This is a genomic window from Chitinophaga sp. 01L420, from assembly GCF_056399985.1.
Genome location: NZ_JBFTSK010000058.1, coordinates 1 through 15,355, shown reverse-complemented (window position 1 = coordinate 15,355; position 15,355 = coordinate 1). Strand labels below are relative to the sequence as shown.

Annotated in this window: 10 protein-coding genes; 1 reads left to right on the top strand and 9 read right to left on the bottom strand. The window is 46.5% G+C overall.

The genetic code is table 11. The features are described 5' to 3' along the window. Positions 1–139 precede the first annotated feature (139 nt). The 3 genes from AC1DP6_RS32680 to ychF all read right to left on the bottom strand — a co-directional run bounded on the left by AC1DP6_RS32680 (position 140) and on the right by ychF (position 6,411). Positions 140–1,792: an SWIM zinc finger family protein gene (locus AC1DP6_RS32680; RefSeq protein ID WP_477026443.1), complete on the bottom strand. Its 1,653-nt coding sequence runs from the start codon at positions 1,790–1,792 to the stop codon at positions 140–142. A 15-nt stretch (positions 1,793–1,807) separates the two neighbouring features. Then, a complete protein-coding gene (locus AC1DP6_RS32675) occupies positions 1,808–5,128 on the bottom strand; it encodes a HEAT repeat domain-containing protein (protein WP_477058624.1) in 3,321 nt (1,106 codons plus the stop codon). Positions 5,129–5,307: 179 nt separating this feature from the next. After that, on the bottom strand, positions 5,308–6,411 hold the full coding sequence (gene ychF, locus AC1DP6_RS32670) for a redox-regulated ATPase YchF (RefSeq protein WP_441577045.1): 1,104 nt from the start codon (positions 6,409–6,411) through the stop codon (positions 5,308–5,310). A 67-nt stretch (positions 6,412–6,478) separates the two neighbouring features. Here ychF and AC1DP6_RS32665 point away from each other — a divergent pair, with 67 nt between their 5' ends. After that, positions 6,479–7,711, top strand: coding sequence for a nucleoside recognition domain-containing protein (locus tag AC1DP6_RS32665; protein WP_477058623.1), 1,233 nt, complete (start codon positions 6,479–6,481; stop codon positions 7,709–7,711). Between the two features lie 143 nt (positions 7,712–7,854). On the opposite strand, the gene AC1DP6_RS32660 is transcribed toward AC1DP6_RS32665, so the two are convergent. The 6 genes from AC1DP6_RS32660 to AC1DP6_RS32635 all read right to left on the bottom strand — a co-directional run. Continuing rightward, positions 7,855–9,261 carry a SusD/RagB family nutrient-binding outer membrane lipoprotein gene (locus AC1DP6_RS32660; RefSeq protein ID WP_477058622.1) on the bottom strand — a complete coding sequence of 469 codons (1,407 nt, stop codon included), beginning with the start codon at positions 9,259–9,261 and terminating at the stop codon, positions 7,855–7,857. Positions 9,262–9,272: 11 nt separating this feature from the next. Further along, a complete protein-coding gene (locus AC1DP6_RS32655; protein WP_477058621.1) occupies positions 9,273–12,410 on the bottom strand; it encodes a SusC/RagA family TonB-linked outer membrane protein in 3,138 nt (1,045 codons plus the stop codon). A gap of 397 nt (positions 12,411–12,807) precedes the next feature. Further along, positions 12,808–13,551 (bottom strand): hypothetical protein, encoded by a 744-nt coding sequence (locus tag AC1DP6_RS32650; RefSeq protein WP_477058620.1) that lies wholly within the window; start codon positions 13,549–13,551, stop codon positions 12,808–12,810. A 313-nt stretch (positions 13,552–13,864) separates the two neighbouring features. Continuing rightward, on the bottom strand, positions 13,865–14,365 hold the full coding sequence (locus AC1DP6_RS32645; protein ID WP_477058619.1) for a PH domain-containing protein: 501 nt from the start codon (positions 14,363–14,365) through the stop codon (positions 13,865–13,867). Positions 14,366–14,409: 44 nt separating this feature from the next. Further along, positions 14,410–14,709 carry a thiamine-binding protein gene (locus tag AC1DP6_RS32640; protein ID WP_441577039.1) on the bottom strand — a complete coding sequence of 100 codons (300 nt, stop codon included), beginning with the start codon at positions 14,707–14,709 and terminating at the stop codon, positions 14,410–14,412. Between the two features lie 352 nt (positions 14,710–15,061). Beyond that, positions 15,062–15,355 (bottom strand): FkbM family methyltransferase (locus AC1DP6_RS32635; protein WP_477058618.1); only part of this gene is annotated, 294 nt, incomplete at its 5' end.

The following is a 15,355-nucleotide window of genomic DNA, read 5'->3' as shown; positions in this document are numbered from 1 at the left end:
TCAAAATACCTGAATGACGAAACATCATTCGTCCCTTTTCGGGCGCAAGTGCAATCAATTCCTCTTTACAAAGATCTTTGTTATTAACGAGTCAGCAAGGTAGAAAATAATTTCGGAAAATAAAATATCTCCCCGAAAATTATTTTACCGCTTTACTTTCCGAATGCGCTATACGCAGTGCCAGCATGTGTTCGCAGGGACCTTTGTATAATTTATTCGAAGCATAAAAGTTACAATCACAATGTCCTTCACTTAATCTTTCATCTGCATCAATAGTTATAACGGGATGGTATACACGATGTGGCGCCTGTACATTTCCTTTCAGTTGTAAACCAACGCCAGGAATGTCTGTTGCGGTAACCGTTACCTTTCCTTCTTTTATAAACCTGTTGGCATCTGCTTCCTGCGGATTGGAAAAACGCAGTTCATCCAGCGGCAATGGTTCCCGGCTGAGTTCCCGCAAACGGTAAAAGCCGGTATGCAGATCAAAGATCACTTTACCTGCCTGGGTGTAAATTCCCAATGCGCCCAATACCGTAGCTTTATCTAATCCTGTAGCCGCAACGATTGTTTCCGGTTTTGCCATCCACCTTGTCTTCAGATCAGCAAACACTTTTAGTTTGGCGGCATCATCTACTGCTGCTCTGGGCGCCATGAGGTCAAACTGTCCGGCACGTGACCAGTCATTGGCTGTCCATCCGCTGAGGCCCAGTGTGAACTGCATATCGCCCAGGTCTGCTACATAAAAAGATGGTAATCCGTTCCCGGTAAGATGCACCGTGAACTTGCGGGCAATCGGAATCAGTCTTTCCAGGATCAGCATTCTCCTCCTCCCCCATATCCTGATTTCTCTGCGCTGCGGACCGGTGTATAACGATCTCGCACATACGATTTCATGATTCCATGGTTCAAATACAGCACGCACCGGCTTGCCGGGTTCCAGTATAAAACGAATGGAACGGGGACCTTTTTTCTCTTTAAATCTGCGCAGCCAGGAGCAGAAATTATATACATCCATTGGATGCAGGTCAAAGCTGGCCGCGGGTAGTGTCATCGCTGAACTTACCTGCAGAAATCCTCTTACCCAGCTATCCGGCAAATCTATCTTTACTTCATGGTACAGTTCTTCCTGGGAAGTTTGTACCTGGAAGCCTCCCGGATCAATTTTGAAATCTGTTTCCTTATAGTCCCGGATCTTCTGGAACTCATTATATAAAGCGGCAGAATAGTCAATGTTGGTAGTGCCGCATTCAAACTCGTTCACTTCCTTGAATACGTTGTAGCTGGCGCTCAGTTTACCGTAAGTAGATTCATCCTGACTGAAACATTCAAAGAACAGTTCATCCGGATGCACACTGATAACGGGATCCAGTACAAACCAGGCATCGCGGTCTTTCTGATATAAAAAGTCGAAATATTGCTTACGTGCTTTGTAAAACGGCCCCATGACCTTGTCCTTTTCCTGTGCGATGCCCTGCAGTTCTCCTCTCAGCGCGTCTATGCGCTGGTCGGCTGCTTTTGCATCGTACTGGTTCATGAACTCTGCCAGCCAGATTGATTCCTGCTGAGCAGCCCATTCTTTGTAGGCGGTTTTATCTTTGGGTTTAAAGCGCAGATCAGATACCACTACATCATGCAGGGCAGATATGGCTTCACGGAAAGCTATTTTTTTATGCAGCTTGCCCACAAAGAAAGTCGGGTCACGGCGGGTATCCGGTGCAAATGAAATGCCTGCAGAAGTGGCATTGCTGTACACCTGGGAGTTGCCGCTATATCTGTAGTTAAATAACATAAAATGGATTACTTTTTAAGATACTCTGATCGCTGTTGGTAATATCTGAATAGGCAGTTCAACGGCATATTGCTGCTGTATGTTGCGCATGATATCAATACAGCGTGCTTTGTCTCCAATGGCTACTGTAGCGGAAATATGAGCAATGATATGTCCGATATAGGTGGCTGCTTCCGCGGATTTCCCGGCTTCTTTTTCCAGGAATCCGAAGATCCTTTCTTTGGCAACACGGGCTTTATTTACACGGCTGAGTACTATCCGGAAATAGGGTTCCAGCTGTTGCAGGTAATCCAGGTTACCTGCCGCATAGCGCTCCAGGTAATTGGTGGCAAACAACTGCATGGACTCACTGGGATGTTGACTCAGCTTCATGAGGTAAGTGCTGCCATCTGCTTCCCGGAAGAAACACATCAGCAATTCCCGACCAAAAGCCTGTATATCCGGTCTTACACTGTCTGCGACGGCGACCAGTGTTTCCGGTGACCAGTCATTTTCTCCAAACTGTGTGCGGAAAAACTCCATGGCATTTTGCCGGGTGTCTTCCCATTTTGCATCCAGTAATCCAATGGCGGCATCACGTTCATAACGGATGCGTTCTACATTTTTATGGAAGAAATTCCAGCTCCATTCTCTTACGCTCAGCAGTTCGTGGTTGCCGGTAGCAATCACCTGTTTCAGCGACAATGCCTGTGCAGGGATATACTTGTTCAGCACTACCAGTCCAAACTCCTGGGCCGATCTGTAATTGGAATACAGCAGGCGCAAAGCAGTAGCTGTATCTACATCCTGTAAATAATCGACCAGTTCATTACTGAGGATGGCCGCAATATCGGCATGCATGCCTTCCGCAGTTTCCTTACGCATCAGGCGTGGTACCAGCTCATTTACCAGGTATATGGCCAGGCGATTATCCTGCTGCACCAACTGGCTGATCAACGGACGAATCGCATTTCGTACGTCCGTGTACGTATTTAATATAATATGGAGTATCAGTTCGGGTCTTGCCAGCAATTCGTTCGATCCCATGGCGCCCAGTATATCCACGCCAGCTGCTCTTACGGGTTGGAAAGTATTGTTCAGGAGGTTTTGTAACAGCTCATCAGATATCTCGGTGTAATTGAAATGTCCCTGCTTGAGCAGCAGCAACCTGGCGGCAAAAGCGTGACAGGCAGCTACCGGGCTTTTCAGCAGGTCTTCTATTACCGGTATACCCGTTTCCGTTAGTGCTTCGCGGCAGAAGTGTTCGATGATACTGCAAGCGTCATTCAGGTTGTCGTTACCGGCATCTGTAGCTGTTTTCAGCTCCAGTAAACCTTTGATGGCCTTAGTGCTGAGTATGCGGGCTTTGTCTAGTGGCAGATAACTTTCGTTAAGTTGCTTGCGTACAAAGTTGCGTACTTCTTTATAGGGTGAAAAGATCAGCTGCATGAGGAAGTCGGCGTCTCCGAAACAGATTGCCTGATTTTCGCTGATCCATTGCAGCCCCTGTATACGTGCCAGCTCCAGCGGGCTTTTTATCAATACATAAAATAAGCCCAGTTCCGGTTTGGCAGGGTTATATCTTTCCTTTGCCAGTTCCAGACCAAACATAGAAGGAATGCTGAAGGGATTGGCCAATAATCCGGCAATCACCTTTTCATCCATTTTATCTTTCAGGCTGCGATAGTCGGGATGTGATTTCAGTTGCTCCATAGCAAAAATATGCACCACTTCCATCCGTGCAGAAATCAGCAACTGGATGAAAGCCTGTGGTAGTTGTTGCCATAAATGCAGGTAAGGAACATCGCTCACAGGAGGTGCCGGCGCTTTCTCCGCCTGATATTCCGGTGGCACTGCTGCCGCGGTGATATTTTTTTCTGCTCCCCCCAGCCAGCCGAATAACTTCTTCAGCAGGTTATTCTTATCCTGATTTCTGGCAGCATCCGGATTGGCACCCAATACTGTTTTATTCTTCTCTGCAGCATCCTCTTCCTTGAACATCCATTCTTTGTTGCCGGGCAACAATAGCATGTTGGAGGCATTACCGCGGAGTATATAATTAAGGTATACCGCACGGGAGTTAGCCGGAAACTGTTTATAGATGGTAACATACCGGCCGTTTACATATCCGTAATCGCGGACCTGGTATTCCTTTGTGGCATCTCTTTCCTCTTCATATTGCAGCAGCAGCGCCGTAGAGAGGCGAACATACCGGGTATCTTCTGATGCCCCGAATTGCTGGAGCTCACGCAGCACGCGGCGATGCAGATAAGCGCGTGTTCTGTCTGAGTACGCGAGTTTACTGGTGGGACGCTTCAGTTCCTTATCCGCCTGGAAGGATTCTTCCAATTCCGGTATAAATACTTTAGGCACCACTGTTTCTCCATCGTAGTCTAATCTGGTACCAGGATTTACGAACATGGAAGCTTCCCGTTCAAATCTGGCGGCCAGCAGCGCCACCATTCCCTGATCATCCCGCAGTTCCGCCTGTTTAAAAATGTGGCGGATATGCTGAAAATAGGATGGTCTTAATGGCAACTGGTGTAACAATGCCACCATGGCCTGTGCCACTGTTCTGTTTTCGTAAGCTACCAGGTACAGGTCTTCCAGCAACGGATAGTTCAGTTGTTGTTGTGTGAGGACTCTTTCCTGTAACAAATTGAAAAGTGCGGCCACATCATTGGAGCTGATGGTGGTCTGGAATATTTCAGGGAGGCGTTGTAAATAGGAAAGTACATGTGCACTACGTTCTTCCGGAGGTAACACCAGGAGCAAACCGTTAGCCGCCAGCATCCGGATATTCAGCGGCCAGGAGCCGTTATCCGCATAGGAACGAAGTACCGGGATAGCAGCAGGATCGGCACATTTGGCCAATGCCCACAGTGCGGAATAGCGTTRCAGTGCATCTCCTTTTTCTACCAGTTTTATCAGGTAGGGTACCGCTTCTTTTATTTTCCATTCTCCTGCTTTCCAGATGACGCGTGAAGTTTTCCAGTTGGTTTTATAACTGGAAGTGCCTTCGATGGCGTCCTGCAGGCGTCTTAAAACAGCGCGGTGTTTTACATCTGTTACCAGGGTTGTATCTACCGGTACAAATGATAAATCCTGAACAGCTTCCTGTTCTCCCAGATAGCCTTTGCTTCGTTTTTCCTTTTCAAGGGCATCGAATATAGTAGTGGCGGCGGTAAGTGCTACAGGGCTTACCGTTTTGGTACCATCCTTCAGAGTTCCAAACCGTTTTCCGTATCTAAAGTTGACAAGATACTGTTCCGGGCCAACTTCACAAAGGTCAATTTCATAGGTCTTATCCGAGTTTCCTTCCCGGAAAAAGAGTTTTACGTTCCTGACAATTCGCATGAGCTAACATTAATAATAGTCGGCTAAGCTAATAAAAGAATTACAAATTGGAAGGACAAATTGGAAAGCGTGGATAAAAATTATATATGCGTGGACGTTAGGGGGTTAAATAGTGACGGGCCGGAATAAATCCGACCCGTCGAGTGTTGTAACCTTCACGGATATTTTCATGAAGTATCTTAAACGTTGAAACGGAAGTGCATCACATCTCCATCGGCAACAATGTATTCTTTTCCTTCTATGCGCAGGCGTCCGTTATCGCGGGCAGCTGATTCAGAACCGTATTTTACGTAGTCTTCGTACGCAATTACTTCTGCCTTGATAAATCCTTTTTCGAAATCTGTATGGATTACGCTGGCAGCCTGTGGTGCTTTCCAGCCTTTGTGAATGGTCCAGGCACGTACTTCCTGCACACCAGCAGTGAAATAGGTGATCAGTTCCAGCAGGTTGTAGGCAGAACGGATCAGGCGGTTCAAACCTGGCTCGGTCAAACCGTATTCACTGAGGAACAGTTCCTTATCAGCCGGTTCGTCCATTTCGGAGATCTGGGCTTCAATAGTGTTGTTCATCACGATCACAGTAGCATGTTCTGCTTTCACAGCTTCCTGCAGGGCCTGTGAGTATTTATTACCTGTGTGAAGAGAAGCCTCATCTACGTTGGCCACATATAAAACGGGCTTTTCGGTGAGGAGAAACAGGTCGGCAATCGCTACGCGCTCCTCTTTGCTGAGGGCCAGTTCGCGGATATTACGACCTTTTTCCAGGTGTTCCTGGCATCTTTTCAGTATTTCAAATTCTATTTTTGCTTTAGGATCGCCACCGGTCTTCGCCATTTTCTCTGTGCGGGATACTTTACGTTCCACGCTGTCCAGATCTTTCAGCTGCAGCTCGGTATCAATGATTTCCTTGTCACTCACCGGGTTGATTTCCCCTTCTTCCCGAAGAATGTTTTCATCTTCGAAGCAACGGATCACGTGTACAATAGCGTCTACCTCACGGATATTGGCGAGGAACTTATTACCCAGTCCCTCTCCTTTGCTGGCGCCTTTTACCAGGCCGGCGATGTCCACGAACTCGATAGTTGTAGGCACCACGCGTTCCGGTTTTACCAGCTCTTCCAGTTTATACATACGTTCGTCAGGCACATCCACCTGTCCCACATTGGGTTCTATAGTACAGAAGCGGTAGTTGCTGGCCTGCGCCTTAGCGCTGTTGCTCACCGCATTAAACAAAGTCGATTTTCCTACATTCGGCAATCCTACAATTCCAACTTGCAAAGCCATTTTTTAAAATTTGCGCAAAGATAGGTTTATTTTAGTTTATTTGTTGATTGAATAAACCAATAATCTAATGGCATTAAACTACGTATGGCTGGGATTTTTTCTTATTGCATTTGTTGTAGCAGTTTTCAAGTCGGTAGTTTTACAGGACGCATCGGTTTTCGGGGACATTATGAACGGCATGTTTGCCAGTGCTAAAACCGGTGCGGAGATCTCTCTGGGTCTGGCCGGGATCATGACGTTATGGCTGGGAATCATGCGGATAGGCGAAGTAGCTGGTATGATCAACCGCTTTTCCAGGCTGGTCAATCCTTTTTTCTCGAAATTATTTCCTGACGTACCCAAAGGACACCCGGCAATGGGGTCTATGATGATGAATTTTTCCGCCACCCTGCTGGGACTGGACAATGCGGCCACTCCCATGGGGCTTAAAGCCATGAAGGAATTGCAGGAGATCAATCCCAAACCGGAAGAAGCCAGCAACCCACAGATTATGTTCCTGGTGCTGAATACGGCGGGGATGGTACTGATTCCTACTTCGGTGATCGCCATCCGGCTGGCAGCTGGTGCCGCCAACCCCGCAGATATCTTCATTCCCACGGTCATCTCCACTTTTATGGCGTTTATCATGGGTATGGTCACCGTATCCATTTTTCAGCGGATTAACCTGTTCAAGCTGCCGGTACTGATCTTCCTGGGCATATTTGCCGGTATCATGGCCCTGCTATGGTTCTGGGTAAATAGTTTGCCTCCGGCAGAGATAGGCCCTAAAACCGCTGCTCTTGGCGGCGCGATCATTTTTGCGATTATTATTACCTTCCTGGTGGCTGGTATGGCAAAAAAGATAAATGTATATGACGCCTTTATTGAAGGTGCTAAAGAAGGATTCCAGGTATCTGTGCGGATCATTCCTTACCTGGTGGGTATGCTGGTAGCGATCAGCGTATTCCGTACTACCGGCTGTCTGGATTTTATTACCAGCGGTATCGGGATGTTATTTGCCTGGATGGGCGTCAATACCGATTTCGTACCTGCGTTACCGGTAGCCTTTATGAAACCGCTGAGTGGTGGTGGTGCACGGGCGCTGATGGTAGATATCCTGAAAACACATGGCGTGGATTCCTTTGTGGGCAAATTGGCCAGCATTATACAAGGCACTACGGAAACTACCTTTTATGTACTCGCGGTATACTTTGGTTCAGTTAATATTAAATTGACCAGGTACGCACTGGCGGCGGGTCTCATCGCCGATTTCTTCGGCATGCTCTGCGCGATACTGCTCGGCTACTACTTCTTCCATTAGGGGAATTACGAATTACGAATTTCAAATTACGAATTACGAATTACGAATTACGGATTGATAAGGAGATATGTGCGAATGAGTTTTTCCTCATTTACATCTCCCCTTATCAATCCGTAATTCGTAATTTGAAATTCGTAATTCTCCTACTGGTCCCACCAGATATGATCTGTTAATTTCACGGAAGGCATGTTAGCGCCATTACGGCTTTTCTCTGTATCCGGATAAGCCAGCCGCCGGATAAACGTTGTCAGCTGGGCATTTTCGGGGAGATTGAAATTTTTATATTTATAATCATAGCGACGGGCATCATTCCAGGTGTCCGGATGCAGGAACTGGGCAGCATATTTCTCCTTCAGAATAAGATCCAGTGTAATAGCCCCCTCACCCACGCCCACTGCGGGATTCCGGAGGTAAGCATTCCGCTTTGCGGTATCCACACCCACCTTATCCATATTGGCGGTAATACCCTGTATATAAGCATCATAAGCAGTCTTTTTATCACCGCTCCTGAACGCTGCTTCGGCAGTAATAAACCGGCACTCTGCATAGGTGGCAACCAGCAAAGGCGCGCCAGGCCTGGAATAAAAGCCTTTCAGTGAAAGGTAGCATTCTTCCTTATTGGTACCTGACCCTATCCGGCCGGCGCCGTTGATGGTGCCGCGGTAATCTCCAAACCTGGTGGTATCGGTAATCAGTGGCAACCGGGGATCAAATACGCCATAAGTCTTCCCGTTCAGTGCATCTACAAAATGAGCGCTGAGCCAACCATCCAGGCTATTATTGGTGTTGTTAACGGCCGCCTGATTCCAGGGGCTGAGCGACTGAAACCGTAGCATCTGCGCATCGTCCGCATTGGTGGTATACGCATTGGCCAGCGCGGCTAATACACCAGCAGCATTATAAGTACCTTTTTTAGAGATATGATTGAGTATACGTGCCTTAATTGCGTAAGCAGTTTTTATCCAGGCACTGGTATTACCACCAAAAAGCAGGTCTTTGGAAGCATCCAGTTCGTATTTGGTATCTGTTTTTTTCAACTGCAGGATACCATCATCCAGTAAGGACAAGCAGTAGATATACACACTGTCATCCCCTGTGTAAGGTGGTTGAATAACAAGTGCATTGAATGCGCTGGAATAAGGTACGCTACCCCATAAGTCGTTCAGCATTTCCAGGTTGATGGCCATCATGACTTCGCCGGCGCCCACATGGCGGACAGCTCCCTGCTTACTTGCCTGATCTATCATATCATGAATGTCGGTCATGTTATCATATAGATTCTTCCAGGTAGTGCTGTAGTCGGTAGACTGGTACGTATCCGTAGCACCATCGGCGTTGGGTGATGCCAGGTATTGTACCAGGTAAGAAGTGATATTGCTCACCCGGTATACATTGGTGGCGGTGTGATAAGTAGCAGATACCAACAAACCATTCAACGGTGGAACAGTAGCCTGATTGGGGTTATCATTGATATCGAGTGATTTAGCGCAGCCCTGGAGCAGTATGCCCAGCACTGATGCATATATTAATATTGTGAGTAGTTTYTTCATGATCAGCAGTTTTAGAAGGTAACTTGAAGGGTGGCCAGGAAACTACGTGTAGTCGGGTACGTGAACCCTGCAAAAGCATCCACATTACTACCAGAGTTATTTGAACTGGATTCCGGATCAAAGCCACTGTAGTTGGTATGCAGCCATATATTGTTACCTGTAAGTGTAATGCTGGCGCCGGAAATCAGATGGGTGGCACTCAACAGGGATGTTGGAATCTGATAGGTAAAGCTCAGGGTGCGCAATCTGATCCAGGAAGCATCTTCCACAAAATTCTCCGTTACCCCGCGATATGCATTGCGATAGTATCCGGCACCATAGTTACGTCCATCAGGTCCCTTTGCCTGCTGCAGGTATACTTTCTGTGTGTTGGGAGAGCCGTCTGCCAGTACACCGGGAAATACCGTCTGGTCAAACCGGTTGGCTGTAACCGCAGACTCACCGAAGGCGGCGAGGAAGTTAGCCAGCTGATTGTATTTTTTTACGCCCTGTCGGGTATCAATCAATACAGATAAACTGAACGGACCATAATTAAAGGTGTTGGTAATGCTACCGATCCATTTAGGCTGTGAATTACCCAGGTATTTCTGTGTGCTGTTGATCAAAGGGAAGCCTGCACTGTTGCCGGTTTGTCCGATGATCATCGGTTTGCTGTAATCGATCATCAGCGGATCTTCCTTGTCGCTACCGTAATACCGCTGGTAACTGGTACCGAAGATGGCGCCCACAGGGTAACCTTTAATGTATTTCATGGTAGCGGTAGAACCGGCGTATCCGAAGTGCTCGGCCACGTCTATTTCCTCTAAGTCTTTACCCAGACTGAGTACTTCGTTATGATTGGATGAGAAATTGATCCGGATGTCCCAGTTGAAGTTTTTGGTTTTGACAGGAGTAGCATTTAATGAGACTTCCACTCCGCTGTTACGAATGGATCCTATGTTGGTATAATAGTCTTCGTAACCTGTTGCATTCGACAACTTCAGCGGGATGAGGAGATCTGTACTTTTGGAAGTATACCAGGTCACGTCTACGCCTAAACGGTTATTGAGAAAACGTAGCTCCGCTCCTGTTTCAAAAGTATTGGTGAACTCAGGTTTCAGATTAGGATCTCCCAGCCGGTCGTCGCGGGTCCAGCCAATGGCGGAGCCTCCGATAGGACCATCTACGAGTGGAATATAACCGGAACCTGTATTATAAGGTATCGCGTCTTTCCCAATCCTGGCCCAGGAAACCCGGAGTTTTCCGTACGATAAAATCCTTTCGGGGATTTTCAGGTGTTCTGTAAACAGATAAGATAGACTCGCAGATGGATAAAAGAATGAACGGTTAGCCCTGGGTAGTGAGGAGCTGATATCGATTCTACTGGTCAGGTCCAGGTATAGCCACCGATCCCAGTTAAGGGTCCAGTCGCCGAAAATACCCATGAGGTAATAGTTCTGGAGATTTTGTGAGGTCAGCACCTTTTTAGCATTCTGCAGAATCAACAGGTCTGGTATGTCCAGTGTATCTGCTTCAACAGATACCTGTTTAAATTTTCTTGAAAAGATATCCTGTCCGATTTTGAGATCGGAGCTTAACTTGGAACTGATCTTATTTTTGAAATTGAAGATCAGGGTAGAAGAAAGCGCCCGTTTGTTGATGGTATATTCATCTACGAAACCAAAACTGTTATCGGTGCTCGGGACTTCTCCTACTACTCCTTTGGGTCCCGGAGCGGCATGTGTCATGCCGCTGTTGTAAGTATCTGTTCCTGCATTATAGAGGATGTCCAGCCATTTGAAGGGACTGTAGGTAAAATTGATATTTCCTATCAGTCTGTTTACATTATCTACAAAACGGTTACTATACACAGTGTACATGGGGTTGTCTGTACCTCCATAAGTTTGCTGGGTACCGTCTTCTTTTATATAGTCGCGTATATTCCAGCGTGGCGACCAGTACACCAGTTGCTCTCCGTAACGGTCAAAATTAGCACGGTTACCGCCGGAGTTAATGTAGTTGAGAGAAACACCCATTTTAAATTTTTCGCTTACCTGCGCACTGCCACTCACCCTGGCCGAGTAGTTTTTATAGTTACTGAAAGGGAGTATCCCGTTCTGGTTAAACTGGGATAACGATGCCGCATATACGACTTTTTCAGTGCCACCGGAGATCCCCAGGGTATTACGGAACTGGCTGCCGGTATTATAGGCTTGCTTGTATTTATCGTACAACACTTCCGGATGGGTAGAGTCCAGTTTTCGTGCATCCGCCACCGTTGGTCCCCAGGAGGGCCAGAAGCTCTGGTTATCGTATATGCCATTGTTACCCTGACTATAGGTATTTTGTACATCGGGGGTTTTACCTATTCTTTCAAAGCCGGCGGTAGTGCTAAAGCTGACTTTCAGCCGACCCGCCTTGCCGGACTTGGTGGTGATGATCACCGCACCGTTACCTGCACGTAAGCCGTACAGGGCGGTAGCGGCGCCGCCTTTCAGAATAGAAATACTTTCTATGTCATCGGGATTCAGATCTGCTGCACCATTGCTCATACCCCGGGTCTCATTATTACCGACAACGTCTGTTTCATTGTCCATGGTGATACCATCTATTACAAACAAGGGCTGGCTGTTCCGGCTGGGGTCCAGGGAATTGATTCCCCGGATCAGGATACGGGAACCTTGTCCCGGTGCGCCCCCTCCGCTGGAAATCTGTACACCCGCCGCTTTACCCTGCAGCGCATTCACTACATTCGATTGCTTAGATTGCATCAGGTCGGCCCCACTTACATCCTGGACCGCATATCCCAATGCGCGCTTTTCCTTTTTAATACCCATAGCAGTTACCACTACCTGCTCCAGCTTGCGGGTATCGGGTTGTAACTGGATATCGATTGTGGTGCGCCCGTTCAATGGCTGCTCCTGCGACAGGTAACCTACTGAAGTAAAAATGAGGATGCTGTTGGCATCGGGTACTGTGAGCCGGTAAGTTCCATCTACCCCCGTAGCGGTTCCCGAAGCATGGCCCTTTACCTGGACAGTGACGCCGGGTACTCCTTCGGTTGTGCCGGAGGTAGTTACTTTACCAATAATAGTGTGATTCTGAGCGAGCAGCAAAAAGGGTAAGAAAAGGAAAGCGCCCGCCAGCGTCATAGCGTACAATGACTTCATGGCGATAGATTTTGGTTAAGAAGTTGTTACTTAAATATACGGGATCAAGTTGAAAAGTTAGGGGATAGTGTGAATTTTAAGCATAAAGTTTATAGTGCATTAAGAACACCCATCATTATAGTCAGCATTGCCTTTTCATTATGTAGGCTCCGTCCAGGCTATGCTTAGCACCCGCTTAGTACCTATAGAAGCAGTGCAGTAGAGGTGGACTTGATGCGGGGATGACGTTCGGATGTATAACCGGGATGAAATTGAATCAGCAAACGGATGGAGGTCGGAAATGGCCATAGCAGGGCTGCTTCCCTACCAGGGGGTAGCTGAGGAAAGAGATGTATTATTCAAAAGGAAGCAGGTATAGGGGGGTATTCATCAAAATATCTCCGGGGGCAAATTAGATTTATTCCAGTTGAATGATAGCTGGATATGCGTGTGTATAGGTAAGGCCGGGAAGCAATATCTTCCGCTTTGGGTAGGTGCGTTTATGAGCATATTTGGGTACCTGTGGTGCTGCCACAGCAATGATATCGGCAGCCATATATTGTCTGCTGCGCGATGGACCGTCTTTGTACATCGCTCTTACCTGGAAAACTACTACCAGTGAGCCCTGCCCGGGTACATCCAGCGAAACATTTGTTTCCTGGAAATTGGTATCGGGATCTATCATGAGCGTAACCGTTTCGCTACCCGCCACCTGACGTGATCTAAAATCAATGCGCGTTGCGATCACTTTTACTTCGAAGGCAGCCATACCTTTATACCCGGCGATGGTTTGTGCGGGAATATTTAATATCCCGTTAGGGAGAAGCCGGGGAGCCACCGGAAAAAAACGATCTACTCCGGTATGCTGATTGAAGCGGAAGCCTGTGATGGCTGCATGATGATCGCCGGCAGCAATGAGCAGCTTGTTGAGACGATTGATGTGGCCGCCGTCACAATGGATATCCAGGTTGCCGTAGAAAGCATGCCGGATAAAAGCGCCTTTCCGGCTGGCGATGCCGAAGCGCCTGGATGCGCGGCGGGTAGCAGCCGTTTGCTGCACGCTTTCAGGCATCGAGCGCAGGAAGTAGTTGCCATTGCGCTTATACCCAATGAGCGGGCCGAGTTTTCCCGTAAAGGGAAGGATAGACATTTGTTTTGCCATGAGAGATAATTTTGATTACTATAAATATAACATAATTCGGGGAACGTGTTTTCGGGGCAAATTGAAGATTATCTAAAGGGAGTGTATGGCGTATTGTATAATATTCAAAGCTAGTGCAACGGGGATTTGAGAATGGCAAATGCGAGTGTATGGGCATTTAGAGAACATTGAAAAAAGGATATTCCCCCCGTTTTCAACCTGATCCATTATACGCTGAAAATTGAGAAAGTGAAAGCTATAAAAGCGGAGATCCGGTACAGTTTGTGGCTGTCCGGATCTTCGCTTTTATAGCTTTATGCAGGTGCTTACCTTATTAGATCGCTGCTATGTTAATGATCTTATTGACCTTCTTTACAAAATCCTCTGCTTCTGAAGGGCTGATCAACCATTTTTGTTTATCGGATTCTATCAGCACCAGGTTTTCCCGGTTGGTACACCAGCGTTGGTACTTCCCTATTTCGCTGGAGCGGTAGGTACCCAGGTATCCGAATACACCTCCAAAAGCCAGTAAACGGGAACTGCTACCCAGGTCTTCTTCAGTTATACTTCTCAGTCTTACCACATCTTCCATCTCAATGGTGATACTATAAAGCGGCCTCTTGATAAGTATAGCCGTTGCCGTGATAGTATAATATTGGGGGCTCAGGCTCCAGGCGACCACGATAACCGGTATCAGAATAAACAGCAATATTGTTGTAGTAACAGAGTCGTGAGAAATATCAGTCATCTGTCTGCATAAAAAAACTAATGTAAGAATGATGACAAGGTTAGTGACCAGTTTTGAATTATCATCCAATGGGGCGGCATATCGCATAAGTTCCTCTCCTTTTGTTCGGTCGGTAAGATAAAAAAATTTAACTATATGCTGTCATACTTCCCTGTTTTTTCTTCCATGGTCACATCGCTGTCTTTTCTTATCTGCATTTTTATATACACTAATAACTGAGATGCACCTGCTTTAAAACATACTTCCTGGGTTTTACGAACCACTTCCATCAGCTCTTCGTAGGTTCCTTCCATCACTGTTTCGAAAGGGCATACCCTGTATTTTACACCGGATGCCTGGATCACGGCAATAGCTTCATCTACGACTGCATAAACCTGCTCAGAAGGCACTGAAGGAATGATTTGTAGCGCTAAATTGATCTTGTTACTCATCTTCTTAATTATTTATTAATTATTGATTATTAGCTATTTAATAAGATATATTTACCGGATTAGTTTAAGTAAAAACGCTTCCAAAATAATAACTTTTTACGGAACCGGGATAGAATACGTGTTTCATTCCTAAAGAATCAATTTAAGTGATTCTTATTGATATTTGTTAATCAATAATTTATGTGAGGGGAAATAGTTTCAAAATAGATCGATGACAACTCATTTACTTTCGTTATGTATATAAATAATATATCATTCATCTTCTGGCTATTGGGGTGGTTTTCCTTCACAAAATACGAAGGCAACACGTCCATTAAAACGTATTGCCCTTAGCAAAAACAGTTACCGGTATTTATTTTTTGATGGCGAGATAATTAAACTCATCGAGTCTTTCAAAAGTAAAATCAGCCAATGAGCTTAATTTATCGTTTACAGTATTGTCCCCTTCATAACGTTCAAAAATAATACGAAGTTGAGGTGTTTGCTGGATGAATTGCCTGGCTCCTTCCAGCACTTCCGTTTCCATTCCTTCGACATCGAGTTTTACGACCAGCTGGCTGCCGGGGGCAAATCCAAGTTCTGGTAACAGATCATCCAGTTTCTCAATGGGAATATTTCCACCTTCTTTGTTATCGCGGTCTATATA